Source organism: Staphylococcus sp. GDY8P94P (assembly GCF_017892255.1).
Taxonomy (GTDB): Bacteria; Bacillota; Bacilli; order Staphylococcales; family Staphylococcaceae; genus Staphylococcus; species Staphylococcus cohnii.
In genome coordinates, this window is the sequence record NZ_JAESKU010000008.1 from 253,512 (window position 1) to 272,467 (window position 18,956).

The following is an 18,956-nucleotide window of genomic DNA, read 5'->3' on the forward strand; positions in this document are numbered from 1 at the left end:
TTCATCATCCAAATTGTTTATGTTCACATATTACCACATGTTGTTAAATGTAAATATAGTAGTGATTTTAAACGTTGTGTAATTCTAAATAGCGAGACAAGTAAATTGACTTGGTATACTTTTTATATTAACTTATAGTTATAAATCACAACTGACTATAAAGGAGCAAAATGATGACTTTTCACGATAAAGCAGCAATTCAAGTAACAAATATCACCTTAAATGTTAAAAATTTAAAAACAATGTTGGAATTCTATTCACACATTTTAGGACTTAAAGTTGTATCAAAAGATGATACTTCTGCTATTTTACAAGTTGGTTTGAGCGACCATACTATTACATTAAATGAAATTCAAGAGGGACGTCAGCCTTCCTTAAGAGAAGCAGGCTTATTTCACATAGCAATTCTACTACCTGAACGCGTAGATTTAGCTAATTTCTTATTTCATATTTCACAATCAAACATTCCGATTGGTGGCGGTGACCATCTTGTGAGTGAAGCTTTATACCTTAATGATCCAGAAGGAAATGGCATTGAAGTTTATTACGACAGACCTGAATCTGAATGGTTGTGGGAAAATGACAAAGTGAAAATGGATACGTTACAAGTAGATACAGCTGATTTACTTAATCAAAGAACAGAGATAGGTTGGGATAAAATACCAAATAATGCAAAGATTGGGCATATGCATTTGAAAACATCTGACTTAGCAGTAGCTAGACATTTTTACATTGATAAGTTAGGGCTTCAACATATTTCCGATTTTCCTCAAGCTCTGTTTATGTCATCTAAATATTATCACCATCATATTGCAGTAAATACTTGGCAATCCAGCTTACCGAGAATTGAAAATGATAACAGCTATGGATTAGCCCACATCGATATTTATAAACCAAACAATGAAGTTGAAGAAACTTTTTTAATAGACGGTTTAAATATTACTTTACACAATCAAATGTCATTAATAGCTGATAAAGTATAAGGCTAAAACATCACGCACAGTATAATAACTCAACATGCTATTAAAGTTTATAATAATAAAAACGTCAATTTCTATTATAATTATAGAAATTGACGTTTTTTTATTTAAGTCAAGACATTAATGTCATGGTTTTCTTTTGTACGAACTTTAAATATTTTAGTCATGGTCGTTCTTATTATTCAACCCATTCTACAACATGAGATTGAGGTTGACGCACTTTTTCTTTTGCTTCAGTTTCTCTATAACCAAATGCAACCATTACGGATGGTGCAAAATGCGTTTCATCCATCAAGCCTTCATCAATTAAAAATTGCGTTACAGCATCTAAATCAAATCCTTCCATCGGACAAGAATCAATATTTAATAATGCCGCACTCGTCATCATATTACCTAATGCAATGTATGTTTGTTTTTTAGCCCATTCCAACAATGTTTGTGCATTATCATTAATATGGAAACTTGTTTGGAAATTATCGAATTTTTCTTCCGTAGCAGGTATACTATCTTCGCTGTATTGCTTAATATCTCGAATCATATGTTGTACAAATGGTGATTTAGAAGTTACATTTTTACGTGCCAATATAATTACGAAATGGCTTGCTGTATCTAACTGCCCTTTTGCACCCCAACTTATTTCTTTTAACTTATTTCTAATTTCTGAATTTTGTATTACGATAAATTTCCAAGGTTCTAATCCCAGAGAGCTCGGGGACAGTCTACCCGCTTCTAAGATAGTGTCAAATTCACTTTCATTTATCTTTTTATTTGAATCAAACCTTTTTGTTGCATGTCTAAAATTAAACGCATTTATAATTGTTTGTTGCATATCATTCATTTCTTGTTTGCCATCCTTTCCATTTGTATCTTATACCTTTTAGTATAGGATAGGTTGTTACATGGATTAAAATAAAATGTTTAAGCTTAATACCGAATTAAGATATAAGATATTACTTATTCATTTTAAGCACTTGATCTTCAATAATAGATAAAACACCTTGCTTATCATTTGATGGTGCTACATAATTTGCAATTTCGAATAATGTTTCATCTTCACAATTTTCCATCACATAACTATATGTTGCTAATTGCAACATATCTAAATCATTATTTGCGTCTCCAAATGCCATGAGCTCGTCTTCCGTTAATCCCCATTTTTTTAATAATCTAGCTAATGCATTTCCTTTGGTCATACCTGGAATGATAATATCGATACTATCTCGACCACTTGATACAAGTGACAAATCTTGTGAAAAGCGTTTTGACAAATCCTTATCAAGTGTAGGATGTGTTGCTCTATCTATATTTAAAGCGATTTTTACATATTCGTCTTCTGGTAAATTTTGTAAGGATTCAATTTCTTTTAATTGTCGATAATAAAAATGTGCATCTTTTTTAAATGATTGCTCATTGTCTTTTAATATGTAAGCACTTTTCAATCCACAAACAATTATTTCGTTGATACCACGGGTGATATTTAAATAATTAACAATATTACGGAAAACATCTTTTTCAAATGCTTGGTAATCATATAACGTATTGCCTTCATAAATAACCGCGCCATTTTCAGCAACAAAAAACATAGCTTTATCTCCGAAAATAGATTTTAATTTTGCGTATTGATTACCACTTGCTGCTATAAATTTAATATTTTCATTTTTCAATTGTTGAAATATCCGATTAAATCTTTCTTGATCATATTGTTTTTTTGAATCTAAAAATGTACCATCCATATCTACTGCGATTGCTTTTATCATACTTATCATCCCCTCAAATGCTCTGCTTATATCTGTAATTCATTATATCCATATTCATCGCTAAATTAAAATAAATAAATTGAATTATATCCTTTAAGTTGTGAATAATCTAATTTTTAAAGTTTTAAATAAAAATAGGCAGAATAGAAAGCACATACGCAATATGCTTGATTCTATCTGCCTTGAATAACGTATTCATTTTCTAAAAATTATCTTAGCTTAACATTGGAAAAAATCTGTTCTATGACAGTTCAATGTACGATTCATTTTACCTAACTTTATAAAGCTTTAGCCTTCTTGATTGTCTTCTTTCATACGAACAATAGAAACATAATTAGATTTTTCTTTAATATCATAGATTGTTAAACCTGTAATATCTTTTGGTTTACCTGGCACGATAATACTTATGATATAAGAGAAAATAAATGCTACTATAAACGAAATAATAGATACATAGAATGGTGAATTGCCGCCACCCATTCCGTTAAAGATATAAGCAAAAATAATTCCAAATATTAATCCCATCAGTACACCGAACGTATTGGTACGACGTGTGAATATACCAACCGCAAATACACCAGCCAATGGTACTCCTACTAAACCAGTAATTAACAAGAATAAATCCCAAAGGTCGTTAGAATCTGCTGCAATTAGATAAATAGACATACCGAATCCAAATAATCCCGAAAGGATAATTATCCATCTAGCAAATCCAACTTCACTTTTTTCATCTTTCTTGCCAAAGAATCTGTGCTTAATATCAACAGAAATACAAGCCGAAATTGAATTCAAACTTGAAGAAATGGTTGATTGTGCCGCTGCAAATATGGCTGCTATTAATAGTCCAGCAACAAATGGTGGCATTTCAGTAAGTATAAAGTATGGTACTACAGAAGAAGTATTAAACCCTTTAGGCAATGCACTTTCATGACTATAAAATGAGTACATCATTGTTCCCATACCGTAGAATAACGGCGCCGATATTAAAGCTAAGGCCCCATTCGTCCATAAAGATTTTTTTGTTTCTGATATAGAATCTGATGCTTGATAACGTTGTACCACATCTTGACTTGCTGTATATTGATGCAAGTTGTTAAAAATGTTCCCTAAAAAGATGATAGGAATTGCTGCGGCTGCAGTATTAAATTTCCAGTTATCAGCACTAATGATTTTTTTATGTTCTAATGCATCACTTACAACAGTCCCCATTCCCCCTTGAATGTGGACTACACCTAAAATAATGATTGCTGCTGCGCCACCTAATAGAATGACGCCTTGAATGAAATCACTCCATACAACACCTTCAAAACCGCCAAGGAATGTATAAAGAATACACAAAATACCAACCAAACTTGCCACTACATATGGATTCATATCTGATACAGAAGTTATCGCTAATGTAGGTAAATAGATAACAATGGCTACTCTCCCAATATGGAATAACACAAATAACAATGAACCGATAACACGAATACTAGGTCCAAAACGCGCCTCTAAATATTCATAAGCAGACGTCACCTTTAATTTTTTAAAAAAAGGTACATAAAAGTATATAAGTAAAGGAATAATTGCTACAATCGCAATATTACCTGCAATATATGACCAGTCTGTCAAAAAAGCCTTTTCTGGCGTAGACATAAAAGTTATCGCACTTAAAATTGTGGCATAAATAGAGAACCCTACTGCCCATGAAGGCAAACGACCACTAGCCGTAAAGAAGCTATCTGTACTTTGGCTTGCGCGTTTGGTAAAATATGCACCGACTAAAAGCATAACTAAAAGGTAAATAACTACTGCCACCCAGTTCCATATACCAAAACCAACTTGTTCCATTTAATTCATCCCCTTATACGGTAACCTATAAATCGTATTTGTTAATTAATGATTCTAATTTAGCTCTGTTGTTTTCATTGAACGGTTTGAACGGACGTTTTGGTAATCCACCATCAATACCACGTGTCGCTAAAATTTCTTTCAATGTAGAATAAATGCCCATAGACAGCACATTTTCAATAATGTCGTTAGTATCATGCTGAATTTGATAAGCTTCATCAATTTGACCACTTTTAGCTTTTTCAAAAATTTGTCTTGCGCGTCTACCATTGACATTATATGTAGAGCCAATTGAGCCATCTACACCAGAAATAGCCGCTTGTACTAACATTTCATCAAAACCAGAAAGTATTAATTTATCTGGATACGCTTTGCGAATACGTTCTAATAAGAAAAAGTTAGGAGCAGTATATTTCACACCGACCACTTTTTCATGATTAAATAATTCACCAAATTGTTCTATAGAAATGTTAACGCCAGTTAAATCTGGAATTGCATAAATAATCAAATTATTTTGTGTCGCTTCAATTAATTCAAAATAGTAATCTTTGATTTCTTCAAATGAAAATGGATAATAGAATGGTGTAACTGCAGAAATTGCATCATACCCTAATTCAGTTGCATATTTACCTAGCTCTATTGCTTCATTTAAATCTAATGATCCAACTTGAGCGATCAATTTTACATTCTCATTCACTGCCTCTTTAGCAACTTTAAAAACTTGTTTCTTTTGCTCTTTATTTAATTAAGAAGTTTTCGCCTGAGCTGCCATTAACATAAAGTCCATCTAATCCTTCAGTTTCAATGGCATTTTGTGCAATTTGCGCCAATCCTTCCTCTTTAACCTGACCATCCTCATCAAATGGTACTAATAATGCTGCATATAAACCTTTTAAATTCTCTTCCATTTTATAACCCTCCATCTATATATTTAAGTTATTATTTTTAATCATTTATATAAACATATAATGCTTTAAAAAATATCTTTTATTTATTCTATTTACAGTTCGAATTGTAAACGCTATCATAGAGTGTGGCAATAGCTTTTTGAAAAAAATGCATCATTTTATAATGATATACGTGAAAAATTTTTTCAATATTGATTTTCTTGTAGAAATTAAGGAGGGTGCAAATATGCATCAATATAAGATTGCTATTGATATTGGGGGAACAGAAATTAAGGCTGCTGTGGTAGATCAATCATTAAATTTTATAGAGTACATCAAAACACCTACCCCAAATAACATCGATACGTTTATTAGGGATAAAGTTTATGAGCTTGTAATGATGTTGCAGAAATCTTATCAAATCGACCCACTTTATGTTGGTATTTCTAGCGCAGGCGTTATAGATGAACAGCGCGGTATAGTTGAATACGCTGGGCCAACAATTCCCAATTATAAGGGAACTGACTTCAAATCTTTGCTTGAACCGTTAAATGCTCAGGTGAATGTATTTAATGATGTCAATGCAGCATTATTAGGAGAACTGGCTTTCCATGATTACAGCTCACAAAATATTTTTTGCTTAACTCTGGGAACAGGAATTGGTGGCGCTTTTTATAACAAATACGCGCAACTATACAATGGCGAAAGAAATTGCGCTAATGAAATTGGTTATTTGCTTTATGATAGAAAAACAAACAAAACCTTTGAACAACGTGCCTCAACAACTGCCTTAAAAGCACTCATGTTAGAAAAAGGGTTTATTCATCAAGACAATGTGCCAAAATTATTTGAACTAGCAGATCAACAAGATACGCTTGCACTAGCCATACTCAATCAATGGAGTGATTCCATCGCAGAAGGCATCGCTCAAATACAAATCATTTATGATCCTGGGTTAATACTGATCGGTGGCGGTGTTTCGTCACAAGGTCAAAATTTATTAAAATACATCATACCAAAAGTCGAATGTTATTTACCTGAACAATACGGTCATGCTCAAATACAAACAACAAGTACACAGAATCACGCTGCACTATACGGAGCAGTCTCTAGATTTTAAAAGTTTTTGTCATCATTTTGTTGTCATAATAATGAAAGTTACTCCGTTTTAAAAGGCAAAACTATAAAAAACGCCAAATTCTAAATTATCCCAATAGAATTTGGCGTTTATGTTTTAATCAAAAATATTTATTTTCACAATGATTCTATTCATTTAATACTACTTTTTTAGTATGTTGATATACATTATGCATATACGTATCGTCCAATAATAAGTAACTGACGATATCTATTAAAAATAATGTAGCTATTTGAGTATTGATAAATTGGGTGTCTTTATTCCTAGATTGATCAGTAGTAATAAGCACTAAATCCGCACACGCTGTAATTGGACTTCCTTCATAATTTGTTATCACTACGACATATGCACCACGTTCATGTGCAACTTTAGCTGCAGCGATAAGCTCTGTAGTTTCGCCACTATTTGAAATTGCAACAAATGTATCGGAAGTTGATAATAAAGAAGCAAATATTTTCATTTGATGTGCATCTGTAGACACATTCCCTTTCAACCCCATTCTCATCATACGATAGTAAAATTCAGTAGCTGATAATCCAGAACTACCAAGTCCTGCATAAATAATTTGCCGACTACGAATAATTTGGTTTACAAAACTTTGAATTTTTTCATCAGAAATAAATTCTCCTGTTTGTTGAATAATATTTTGATGATATTTATGAATACGTTGAATTAATGGACTATTTTCTATTACTCTTTCTGACATTTCTTGCTGTAAATTAAACTTCAAATCTTGAAAGTTCTCGTAATTTAATTTATTACTAAACCTTGTGATTGTTGCAGGTGAAGTACCAATCGCATATGCTAATGAATTAATTGTTGAAAATGTGTCGTCAAAGTCATTGTTTTGAATATATGCTACGATTTGTTTATCTGTTTTGGTAAATAAATGATGATAACGTTGAACGCGATTTTCGAATTTCATTTTGTGCATCCTCCCATCCCAATATTAGCTATATTATAAATGAAAATGTTTTTCATAACAATGAAATATATTGATTATTATTTTCTTGGTGTTATATTAAAAATATAAATCTATTAGATAATAAAGTATTTTATTAAATCTACTAAAGTTACGGAGTGTATAATTATGTTACCACAAGGATTAATTGTCTCATGTCAAGCCTTGGAAAATGAGCCATTACATTCATCTTTTATCATGTCAAAAATGGCTTTAGCTGCATACGAAGGTGGGGCTGTAGGCATTAGAGCAAATTCTAAAGAAGATATTATTGCTATAAAACAAGAAGTGAATTTACCTGTCATCGGTATTGTAAAAAGAGATTATGCAAATTCTGATGTTTTTATCACTGCAACACGTAAAGAAGTCGATGAATTACTAGAAAGTAAATGTGAAGTCATTGCTCTTGATGCCACAAAGCAAGCACGTCCTAAAGAATCACTTAAAGAACTTGTTTCATATATACGTCAGCATGCACCAAATATAGAAATCATGGCTGATATTTCTACACTTGAAGAAGCACAATATGCTGATAAATTAGGTTTTGATTACATAGGAACTACCCTTCGTGGCTATACTGGTTATACAAAAGGACATATTTTGTATGAAGATAATTTCCAATTTTTAAAAGATGTGCTATCACATGTTCATGCGAAAGTCATAGCTGAAGGAAATGTCATCACACCTGAAATGTTTAAACAAGTTACAGAATTAAATGTTCACTGTACAGTCGTCGGCGGTGCGATTACACGCCCTAAAGAAATCACTAAAAGATTTATTCAAGCAATTGAAAATTAATAATTTAAAAAACCCGTATTCAAATACATGGTTCCTACATGGTTAATGAATATGGGTTTTTATATAATTTTTTATTTAGTATGCTATAGTTCCTCGGCAACAAATATTTTTCTATCTTCCCACTCACCTGTTTGCTCATTGTAATTATCACATGTAATTAATGTTAACTGCTTCTTATTCGATGCTTGTTCATCTAGCACTTCGACTTCATCTGGTTTCACATCATAAATTTTAGTAATCTTATACGTTCTTCGTTCATCTCCAACTTTAAAATAAACTTTACTTCCTTTTTTTGTTTCAGGTAACTTAGAAAACTGATAATCCGAATGACCCGTTAATGTATGACCTGCAATTGCGATATTTTGATCCTCTAATGTTTCGTTTGATTCCACAAAACTTACGCCTCTATCTAATTGTTTGGGCGTGGCAGGTCCTGGATAAACAGGTGTTTTAATATCTGCATCAGGGATTGATAAATATCCTGCCATTTTTGTCTTATCTTTAGGCATTTCTACTTTCTCATTTTCAGAGGTTTTAGATTGTTTGTCATAATGTTCTATTTTATTTTCATTGTCTTTTTGTGCAAAGTAATTATCAATTTTTGGTTTTATAAATAAATAAATCGCTATTATGATGAGTGCTACACCAATTAGTGTGACAAGCCTACTTCCCCATTTTTTCATGTAACGAATACTCCTTTTTCTAAATCAAAATATTCATTGTAAGTATAGCACAACTCATTATCTAACAACGTTAATTTCTCCATAAAACCTTTTATAGTTTTAAAAATTTCATAATGTGGTAGATACTAAAGTATTCAATATATATAAAGGATGTGTTTGTATGTCAGTATTTTCAGATGATGAACGTGTAAAAATATTATCTGACATTATTGAAATTCAATCTGTGAATGAAAATGAACTTGATGTCGCACATTATTTACAGGATTTATTTAATAAATACGGAATTCAAACCAACATTGAAAAACTTGAAGGTGAAACTATGAGAGCTAACTTAGTGGCAGAAATTGGTGATGGCAAACCTGTTGTTGGTGTTTCAGGACATATGGATGTTGTCACTACGGGTGATGAAAATTTATGGAATTATGATCCATTTAAGCTCACAGAAGATGATCAAGGTAGATTACATGGACGTGGCGCTGCAGATATGAAATCTGGATTAGCTGCTTTAGCAATTAGTTTAATAGAAATTAAAGAAGCTGGTACATTAAATCAAGGTACAATCAGATTTATGGCGACTGCTGGAGAAGAAGTAACGAGTGATGGCGCTGCTTTATTACATGAAAAAGGTTATATGGATGACGTCGAAGCTTTATTAATTGCAGAACCTTCACAAGATGGCATTGTTTATACACATAAAGGTACAATGGATATTCAAGTTATATCCAAAGGTAAATCTTCACACAGCTCAATGCCTGAATTAGGTTATAATGCAATTAATCCTTTGGTTGATTTTATTCATTATTTAAACAAAGCTTATAACAAAGTAGATGTTAAAAGTGAATTACTCGGTACCCCAACAATGAATTCAACAATTATCTCCGGTGGTGATCAAGTCAACTCAATACCAGCTTATGCTGAATCATTGTTTAATATGCGTACTATACCAGATTACGATAATAATAAATTTGAAGCACTATTTAACAGTATAAAAGATCAAGTTAAACAAGAAAGTGACGCTGATATTACTGTTAATCCTTATGTAAATCGTGACCCTGTATATACTAAAGGGGATAATGAATTCTTAAAATTGGCTAAATCTTTAGGTGATTCTTATTTTGATAGAAACCTAGAAGTAACTTCTTCTACTGCAACTACAGACGCATCATATTTAATGAAGGATAAAGATGAACGTTTCTCATTTGTAATGTATGGTCCAGGCGAAACTGGCCAAGCACATCAAGTTGATGAATATGTTTATAAAGATACTTATCTAGCTTTTATAGATTTATATAGCCAATTATTACCACAATATTTAAATACTTCTAAATAAAATAACAAAACACATAATGTAACTACCATGAGCTCAATAAGTAAAGGCTAAAATATAAACCTCATACTCAAATAAAGGACGAATCCATATGAAGTGGATTCGTCCTTTTAGACAAATTTGACCGTAGCATGCTTGCTTGAAATATGATGTATGATAATCCGAGCGTGTACGCCATCTTTTCATCCAAGTCACTAAGACTTTTGGTTTCTTGTAATCATTATGGATGAACATGAATATTTATTTTTTCATCTCTAACCAATTAATTAATTCATTTAAATTATTAACTGTTATTGTAGGATTCTGTCCATTATAATCAAAATGTTCTTTTTGTCTATTCACCCAAACCGTATCAAAGCCAAAATTTGTTGCTCCAGTTACATCCCAAGAATTAGAAGAAACAAACAATATTTCTTCTCTTTTCAAATGATTATATTTCAAAATCAATGCATAACTTGCAGGGCTTGGTTTATATTGCTTAATTTCATTAACACTCATAACCGTATTGATATCTTCACTTAATTCAGAGTTATCAATCAATGGTCTAAGCATATTATCGTTTCCATTGGATAGTATGCCTACATTGATATTCATGCTGTTCAGCTGGGCAAGTACTTTAGGTACTTCGTGAAAATATTCTAAATTTAAAAAAGCATCAAACAAACGATTTATATCTTCTCGATCATATTTTATTTTGTGCTCATCCATTGTGTAACGTAAAGCTTCTTTTGTTAATTCATCAAATGGGATATATCGTTGCATAATTTGTTTTAAAAACATGTGATTTAATTGCGTTTTTCTCCACAGTTTAGAAATAGATGTTGCTTGTTCATCATCAAATTGGGTCATACCTTTTTTTAAAGAGGACATGTCAAAAAGTGTTCCATAAACATCAAAAATAATTGCTTTATACATTTTAAACCTCCTATTCAAAACACACATTTACTATTCTTTATCACGTTTCAACAAAGTCAAACAGTTTCTTATCATTTTTGTAAAATGATAAAGGTCATTGAAAGGTGATGCATTCTATCATTTATTAATTTTTTGTAAATTTTTTAATTATAGCTTTATTATACTACAAAACGGTTATAGAACAGTAAGAAGGGAGGCTGGTTGTTATGAGAAGAATGTTTCTATTAGATTTATTAAACCTCTTTTTTATCGCCACAGGTTATATGTTGATGATTACTTTAATTTTATTTTCATTTGACTTCTTACAAATACAAACAACCGGTTCAGTATTTTTAGAATCATTGAGCGCTATTACCATTTTTCAATTTTTTAGCAATCCTATTTTCAATGGTTTATTCACTTTGTTTTTAATCATCTTTTTCCTATTATTTCTGTACAAAGCATTTGAACTTTATCAAAAAGAAAAGTAAATATCATTGTTATTCAATCATTCAAAGCTCAATTTTATATTATTACAGTAAAGTAACTATTTTTTATTTATAACGCGTATCATCTAACTATTTTAATTTTTATGAATTTTATATTGTAACAATACATTTTAAGTTATATAATATTCTAAGAGAATGTTTCATGCTATATCTCTAGGCTTTTATTGCCATCTATCATCATAGTTATATTCCATTCCCAGAATTAAACTTTATGCACCCATTAACACAAATGATATCGCACTGCATTCTCAACAAATGTGCAAAAATTGCTCATTTGAAAAGAGATCTAAAATCACTTTCAGGCAGTGATTTTAGATCTTCTTATAATGCGCTTACTTTAATTTTCCATTAGGATAAACCATAACTTTTAATGAACCACTTTTGTTTGTTCTCGCTCTTTCCATAGCCTCTTGTGCATTTTCTAAATCATATGAATCGGTAAACATTGTATTTAAATTTGCTGCAGTTGAAGATAACATTTCAATGCCCATTGGATAAGTATTAGCATATCTAAAAATACCTACAACATTGATTTCATGATTAGCAATAAACGGTATATTTAATTCAATGTTTTCTTGTTGAGGCAAGCCAACTATTGCTAAAGTTCCTCCATTGTTCAAGGCCGCTAATGCATTTTGTAGTGCAGTAGGATTGCCTGCAGTTTCAAAAGCATAATCTACACCTCTATGATTTGTTATTTCATTGATACGAGTTATAACATCCTCTTCTTTAATATTTATAGCATGTGTTGCACCGAGTTCTAATGCTTCATCCAATCTTATTCGTTCAAGATCTGACACGATAATTTTTGTAGCTCCAAAAGCTTTTGCTGCTACGACAGCCATCAACCCCACTGGGCCCATGCCCATAATTACTACTGTAGAACCTGGTTGAACGTTCGCACGTTTACATGCTTGTACACCGACTGAGAATGGTTCATTTAATGTTGCTTCTTCATATGATAACGCATCAGGAATATGAAATAGAAACCCTTCAGGATGACTTATATATTGACTAAAAGCGCCGTCAATAGGAGGTGTGGCTAAAAACTTAACGTCTGGACATAAGTTATATTTACCAGATTTACAGTATTCACACTCTCCACATGGAACACCAGGTTCAATAGCAACTCTATCTCCAGGTTTAAAATTTGTTACTTCTGGACCAATATCAGCAACAATTCCCGAACATTCATGTCCTAAAATTAGTGGTTTTTCAACTACAAATTCTCCTACACGACCGTGTTCATAATAATGAACATCTGAACCACAAACACCTACTGCCTTCACTTTTACTAAAACATCTGTCGGTCCTAACTTAGGTACATCTACTTCTTTAAGTTCCATCTCAAATGGTTTATTTAATATTGAAATATTCATTGTTTCTGGAATATTATTACTCATTTTAAATTCCTCCTAAAAGTTAATTAATCTTTAATAAGCTCTCTGTCATCGTTTTTGTCTGTGCGTATATATTCTTATAAACTTCAAAATACTGCTTATATTTTTTATGATTTTCTTTATTAGGTTTATATGTCTCTCCTAATGCTATAAATGTTTCAGCACAAGCTTCCATTGTATTGAACCAGCCTAAACCATATGCAGCGAGCATCGCTGCACCTACACCTGGTCCTTCTTCATATTTCAATGCAGTGACTTGAGTATTGAAAATATCGGCTTGCATTTGTAACCAAAATCTGTTTTTTGCACCTCCACCAATTGAAATAATTTCATCAATTTGCCTACCGTTTTCTCTCATATATACAATAGATTCATACAGTGAATAAGTAATACCTTCGACTGTAGCTCGTGCAAAATCCGCTTCTTCTGTATTACTATTTATGCCAATAAAACTTCCTCTAATATATGCATCACCATGTGGTGTCCGCTCTCCTTGAATATATGGTGAAAACAATAACCCATTTGCTCCAATTGTAGATTTCTCAGCAAAATTCAAGATTTCATCAAAAGAATATGCTTTAAAAAGCATTTCTTTTAACCAATTTAAACTATGACCTGCACTTAACGTAACGCCCATTGCATATGACATATTAGGCATGGCATGTTTAAAGAAATGAATATTGTGGCCATAATCTACTTCATTGTTTGAAGTACACGATAAAATCACACCTGAAGTTCCTATACTACATAACGTTTGACCTTCTTTTATAACACCAGAACCTAGTGCACCACATGCGTTATCTGCGCCACCTGCAAAAACAGCAATATCTTCGGTAATGTTAAGTTCATTTTTTACAATTTCTGTAACGTTACCGACGTAGCTATGCGACTGTACTAACGGTGGATATATATCACCAAAGCTCAACTTATCACCTATTTCTTTTTCCCAGTTATTTGTTTTAGGATTGAAGAGAAGCGTACCTGCTGCATCACTATATTCCATAGCAATATGACCTGTTAATCGATAGCGTACATAATCTTTAGGCAGCAAAAACACAGATAATTGTTGCCAATAATCCGGCTCATTCTGTTTCATCCATAAAAGTTTAGGTAATGTAAAACCTTCGAGTATAGGATTATTTAAAAGCGTTTTTCCAAATTTATTTTCTAGTTCTTCGCATTGTTTAGTAGTTCTAGTGTCATTCCATAATATTGCATTTCTAATAGGTTTGTATGATTTATCCAATGGTACTAAACCGTGCATTTGTCCAGAAAATGAAAGACCGCTAATACGTATATTTGCCATTGCATCTTTATTTATCAATTTTTTTATACCTTCTTTTACTGTATCAACCCACGATTCAGGATCCTGTTCATTATAACCAGCATATGGTTGACTCAATTTCAAAGGAATACTTGACTGTTCAATAACATGACCACATTTATTCACAGCGATAATTTTCACTGAACTCGTACCTAAATCTACACCAAGTACAACATTTTCCACTTTACCTCTCCCTTTCTTAATAATTTTCAACTTGTGTGTTTAATGTTCTAACTTTATCGTCTCCAAAGCCAGGTTGGTGAACTTTAATATAATAAGTGATTGCTGCACCTACGAAATAACAAATTGCAAAAGCCCATACAACGCCCACTTCATTAAATAATGGTAAAATAAGCGTAGCAATTAATGGTGCAATAAAATTACTCAATCCTGCCGCAAGATTATGTGAAGAAAGTGTAGCACCAATATGATCGGGCTCTAAGGCTGTAAAAATCGCAAAAATAGGAACAAATGCTGATTGAGTGATACCAAATAATACTGCACATAAAATTGCGATTGCAAACACATCACCACTTAGAATTGGTAAGTAATAGAATAATAATGTCGTGATGCCACAACCAATACAACCGAATAACATTACTTGGCGTTTCCAACCAATTTTATCAGCGATAATACCCCAAACTACATCTCCAACGATACATGTCACATGCATTGTCCCCCATGTCCATAACCATTGTTGCATTGAAAAACCAATAGTTTCCGTAAATAATACTGGGAAGATAATAACTAACCCAAATAATGATAATTGATTGATGATACGTACGATAAAAACTTTAATAATGTCTGGATTTTTATACACGACGCCGATATCTTTTAATACTTTAGTATATCTTTGTTTAACTGAAAGCGTTATATTCGGTTTTACATCGCGTTTTCCTACAACTATAAATGCGATTAAACCGCCGATAAAAATCCATATTAAAGACATCCATAATGTTCCATTAAAACCTATAAATGGAATAGTGAAACTAGGCAAATAAGTACCAATTACTCCCATACCTACTGAGAACATTGCCCAAAACCAACCTATTGCTGTGGCTAGTCTTGCTTTATCAGTAATATAGGTCACCCATACTAAGAAACCATATAAAAACAAAGGATAACCCAATCCTCTAATACCGTATAACACTAACATCATGGGTAAATTTTCCATTCCTATTCCAAACAGTAAAAAAAGCACATGGAAAATCAGCCATATCACCGTTCCTAAAGCCATTATTTTCCTAGGACCGTAAACATCAGATAAAACAGCCGCTAGCCATGACCCCACAACTACCATCACACCATAAACTGTAAAAACTAAAGAAGCCTGACCACTAGAAAAGCCGATATCAACAATATTTTTTGATAAAAATGCCTGTTCAATACCATCTCCTGTCATAAAAATAAATATAGCTATAAGTGCAATAAAAATAATTTTCGGAATACCCATCCATGTTTTTGGACTATCTTTAGAAATTGTAACGTTATCCAAAATATTTCCCCCTTATTTAAAAAATGATTAAAATAAACTTAAACGTTTAAGTTTTAGTGATTAAGTTAACGGGATTAAAATCAAATGATTTTAAAAACCCGTCTTGCTTAAATAATCTATATAACTATAGCTTTTCAACTGTATATAACCATAACAAGCATCAACAGCTATTAGATTAAGAATATGTTTTCAAGTTTTAATCATAATGTCTTATCCTCAGCAAATGAACATGATTCACGGATAATTAATTTCGTATCTAGTTTTACCGAAGAAACATTTTCCCCTTGAATTAGATGATTGATCATTTCTCCAGCGACACGACCTATCTCTTTTGTAGGTTGTGAAATGACTGATAATTTCGGAGTATAAATTTCATTCCAATAACTATCATCAAAACCAATTATAATTACATCTTTAGAGATTTTTTTGCCACTCTCTTTTATTGCTTGTAACGCACCTAATAACAATAAATGATTAGTTGCCACAATGGCTTGAACATGTTTATTAATTAATGATTTCGTCGCATGATAGCCGCTATCAATTTGCGCATCCGTGCCCAGTTGCTGATTACTATAATAAATAATTTGTTCATCTAACTTTATATTATTTTTCTTCAACGCTTGTTCATAACCCAATTTTCTCTCTGAGGTTGTGCTAATATCAGGATTTGCTAACAATAACCCTATATTTTTACAGGTACTATCAATAATTCTTTGAGTTGCATTAAACGCTGCTTTTTTGTTATCTACGCTTATAGAAGGTAAATCTGCGCCATCTATTTTTCTATCTATTGTCAAGATAGGTGTTTGCTTCCACTCTTTCTTTAACTTCAATTTAGATTTTACAGGCACTAATATAATAGCGCTTACATTTTGTGCGATAAACGTTTCTATTAAGGCTTGTTGCTTTAGTTCATTTTCCTCTGACGACACAACAGCTACATGTAATTGATGTTTTTGACATTCGTTATTTAATTCTGTCAGTATTTCTGTGAAAAAGGGATTTTGATCAGGTACAATGAAAACAATTAAATTAGATTGTCCAGTTTTTAAACTTCTTGCAAATTGGTTTGGTTCATAGTGCAGTTTATCAATTGCATCTAATACTCTTTGCCTCGTCTTTTTTCCTAATTCAGTACTTTTGTTATTTAAAACATTGGAAACGGTCGCAATAGATACATCAGCAACTTTTGCTACATCATGTAGTGTAGGTTTGTTTTTTACCATATCCCCCACCTTAAACGTTTAAGTTATTTGTTTCGACATATTCTTGTCAGCTAAATTCATTATATATATTTATAATAATAAATGCAAACGCTATCATAAATTTTGGAAATTTTTCATTATCGCGTAATTTGAATGGACACTAATCATTTTATTACTTCAAAGGGTGTTTTATTTTCCAAAATAAAGATTTTGCAATTTACCCTTATATTCAAAATACGAATTATTAATTCTTACTATCATTTTAATAAACTTTATTTGTAACCTAACTATTTTGTATGCGTCAGTTGTACAATAACGTTAATAATTTAATTGTGAGTGTCACATAATAAAGTAAAGGTGATCTTTGTGATAAGTTCTCTATCAATAAAAAATCATTATATGACTGAATTAGCGAGATGCATAAATGAAATCATTATCTTAATTCCTATAAATAAGTCGTGTAAAATAAATTTAAATGGATCGATGATAACCATTGCCCATGCTTGTATAATTAATAATGCAGATTTATATCAATATATTGATATTGAAAATCTAATAGAACTTAAAATACCACTCCCTTTATTTATAGAAAAGGATAAATCCATCGTTAACGCCTTTTTTGATATCAAACAAGTTAAATATATAGAGCAATTTCGTAACTTAATTTTGCAAAAATTACATAATCACATTCAAAATCGAAAATACATGCATCTTTATATATCAAATATTATTGAATTTTTACTTAAAGAAGCAAAAGTCCATTTAGATGATCAATATCTACCAACTTTGTATACCAAGCATCCTTTAGTTCAACGTCTGACTCAATACATACATAAACATATCAATGAACCTTTAACTACAAAGCAAGTGTCTAAAGCTTTTTATATATCACAATCGTATATATCTATTTTATTTTCCAAAATATTAAATATGAATTTCAAACAATATACAAGTTCTCTTAAAATTGCATTATCCCTATTTGATTTATTAGAAAAGGAACAAAGTATTTACGATGTCGCATTAAAATATAGTTACACTAACGTTAGTACATATTCTAAAAACTTCAAATTTTATGTAAAAATGCCACCAAAATACTATATTCATCAATTCAGGAAAAATGATTTGAATTCACCGTACCAAGTTTCTTTAAGCACATCTAACTTAACTAAGATTATCAACAAAATGTATAACTTTTCTCATAATCAACATATTTCGTCTAATCAAATCGTTTTGGATAAACTGAAGTATACTCACAAATTTAATGTGACACGTACTTTTATCACATTTGAAGATTTACATAAGTTAATTTCATTTAATCGCTCAAATTTTTCAATTAAAATACTATCGCTAATTTCAAAGCCAAATTTAATTTTACTTCACACTAATTTCGATGATTTAAACAAATTAGATTATCACAACGTCTTTGAAGCGATCAAGCAATTGCTTATCAAAGGTTTTGAAATAACTTTAAAAGTTGACAACCCGCCTTTTTCGCAAACAATTGATTATCAAATCATCAAAATATTAAATTTATTAACACTACTTAATGATAATATTTCAAATGTTAGTTTGCTTGTTGAGACAAATCATAAAACGTTTAAAAATGATCAAAGATTAATTGAAAACTTTAAACAACAATTTCCCACTTTGAAATGTGCGGTAAATGTTAGATACATCCTAGAAAATAGTGGGAATTTTGCAAGGTTCCAAAAAATATTGGTACATTGAATGCAGATTATTATTTTATTGATACTGATTGCTACTT

At 31.4% G+C, this 18,956-nt stretch carries 16 protein-coding genes and 1 pseudogene; 6 read left to right on the top strand and 11 right to left on the bottom strand.

All coding sequences use genetic code 11. The features are described from left to right. Positions 1-173 precede the first annotated feature (173 nt). Positions 174-983 carry a VOC family protein gene (locus KA926_RS05640; RefSeq protein ID WP_107384219.1) on the top strand — a complete coding sequence of 270 codons (810 nt, stop codon included), beginning with the start codon at positions 174-176 and terminating at the stop codon, positions 981-983. Positions 984-1,158: 175 nt separating this feature from the next. On the opposite strand, the gene KA926_RS05645 is transcribed toward KA926_RS05640, so the two are convergent. The 4 genes and pseudogenes from KA926_RS05645 to KA926_RS05660 all read right to left on the bottom strand — a co-directional run bounded on the left by KA926_RS05645 (position 1,159) and on the right by KA926_RS05660 (position 5,478). After that, positions 1,159-1,818 carry an NAD(P)H-dependent oxidoreductase gene (locus KA926_RS05645; protein ID WP_107386190.1) on the bottom strand — a complete coding sequence of 220 codons (660 nt, stop codon included), beginning with the start codon at positions 1,816-1,818 and terminating at the stop codon, positions 1,159-1,161. Positions 1,819-1,930: 112 nt separating this feature from the next. Beyond that, positions 1,931-2,737 carry a Cof-type HAD-IIB family hydrolase gene (locus KA926_RS05650; protein WP_107384221.1) on the bottom strand — a complete coding sequence of 269 codons (807 nt, stop codon included), beginning with the start codon at positions 2,735-2,737 and terminating at the stop codon, positions 1,931-1,933. Positions 2,738-3,025: 288 nt separating this feature from the next. Beyond that, positions 3,026-4,570, bottom strand: coding sequence for a sodium:solute symporter family protein (locus tag KA926_RS05655; protein ID WP_210143731.1), 1,545 nt, complete (start codon positions 4,568-4,570; stop codon positions 3,026-3,028). A gap of 25 nt (positions 4,571-4,595) precedes the next feature. Then, positions 4,596-5,478: pseudogene (locus KA926_RS05660) on the bottom strand (N-acetylneuraminate lyase). Positions 5,479-5,704: 226 nt separating this feature from the next. On the opposite strand from KA926_RS05660, the gene KA926_RS05665 reads away from it, so the two are divergent. Then, positions 5,705-6,577, top strand: coding sequence for an ROK family protein (locus KA926_RS05665; protein WP_210143732.1), 873 nt, complete (start codon positions 5,705-5,707; stop codon positions 6,575-6,577). A gap of 145 nt (positions 6,578-6,722) precedes the next feature. On the opposite strand, the gene KA926_RS05670 is transcribed toward KA926_RS05665, so the two are convergent. After that, complete coding sequence (locus tag KA926_RS05670) at positions 6,723-7,520, bottom strand: MurR/RpiR family transcriptional regulator (RefSeq protein ID WP_107384225.1); 798 nt, start codon at positions 7,518-7,520, stop codon at positions 6,723-6,725. A gap of 165 nt (positions 7,521-7,685) precedes the next feature. Here KA926_RS05670 and KA926_RS05675 point away from each other — a divergent pair, with 165 nt between their 5' ends. After that, positions 7,686-8,354, top strand: a complete 669-nt coding sequence (locus KA926_RS05675) for an N-acetylmannosamine-6-phosphate 2-epimerase (protein WP_107384226.1) — start codon at positions 7,686-7,688, stop codon at positions 8,352-8,354. 83 nt (positions 8,355-8,437) lie between these two features. Here the strand turns inward: KA926_RS05675 and srtA are convergent, their stop codons facing one another. Beyond that, positions 8,438-9,037, bottom strand: coding sequence for a class A sortase SrtA (srtA, locus tag KA926_RS05680; protein ID WP_210143733.1), 600 nt, complete (start codon positions 9,035-9,037; stop codon positions 8,438-8,440). 160 nt (positions 9,038-9,197) lie between these two features. On the opposite strand from srtA, the gene KA926_RS05685 reads away from it, so the two are divergent. Beyond that, complete coding sequence (locus tag KA926_RS05685) at positions 9,198-10,367, top strand: ArgE/DapE family deacylase (protein WP_210143734.1); 1,170 nt, start codon at positions 9,198-9,200, stop codon at positions 10,365-10,367. A gap of 237 nt (positions 10,368-10,604) precedes the next feature. On the opposite strand, the gene KA926_RS05690 is transcribed toward KA926_RS05685, so the two are convergent. Beyond that, complete coding sequence (locus KA926_RS05690; protein ID WP_107384229.1) at positions 10,605-11,279, bottom strand: haloacid dehalogenase type II; 675 nt, start codon at positions 11,277-11,279, stop codon at positions 10,605-10,607. Between the two features lie 206 nt (positions 11,280-11,485). Here KA926_RS05690 and KA926_RS05695 point away from each other — a divergent pair, with 206 nt between their 5' ends. Next, positions 11,486-11,749, top strand: coding sequence for a hypothetical protein (locus KA926_RS05695; RefSeq protein WP_210143735.1), 264 nt, complete (start codon positions 11,486-11,488; stop codon positions 11,747-11,749). Positions 11,750-12,099: 350 nt separating this feature from the next. Here KA926_RS05695 and KA926_RS05700 read toward each other — a convergent pair whose 3' ends face one another. The 4 genes from KA926_RS05700 to KA926_RS05715 form a co-directional block, all read right to left on the bottom strand. Next, positions 12,100-13,170 (bottom strand): NAD(P)-dependent alcohol dehydrogenase, encoded by a 1,071-nt coding sequence (locus KA926_RS05700; RefSeq protein WP_107384231.1) that lies wholly within the window; start codon positions 13,168-13,170, stop codon positions 12,100-12,102. A gap of 19 nt (positions 13,171-13,189) precedes the next feature. Next, positions 13,190-14,674, bottom strand: coding sequence for a xylulokinase (gene xylB / locus KA926_RS05705; RefSeq protein ID WP_107384235.1), 1,485 nt, complete (start codon positions 14,672-14,674; stop codon positions 13,190-13,192). Positions 14,675-14,690: 16 nt separating this feature from the next. Then, positions 14,691-15,986, bottom strand: a complete 1,296-nt coding sequence (locus tag KA926_RS05710) for an MFS transporter (protein ID WP_224395352.1) — start codon at positions 15,984-15,986, stop codon at positions 14,691-14,693. Between the two features lie 200 nt (positions 15,987-16,186). Next, positions 16,187-17,212 carry a LacI family DNA-binding transcriptional regulator gene (locus KA926_RS05715; protein ID WP_107384232.1) on the bottom strand — a complete coding sequence of 342 codons (1,026 nt, stop codon included), beginning with the start codon at positions 17,210-17,212 and terminating at the stop codon, positions 16,187-16,189. Positions 17,213-17,557: 345 nt separating this feature from the next. On the opposite strand from KA926_RS05715, the gene KA926_RS05720 reads away from it, so the two are divergent. Further along, on the top strand, positions 17,558-18,919 hold the full coding sequence (locus tag KA926_RS05720; protein ID WP_210123557.1) for a helix-turn-helix domain-containing protein: 1,362 nt from the start codon (positions 17,558-17,560) through the stop codon (positions 18,917-18,919). Positions 18,920-18,956: the final 37 nt, after the last annotated feature.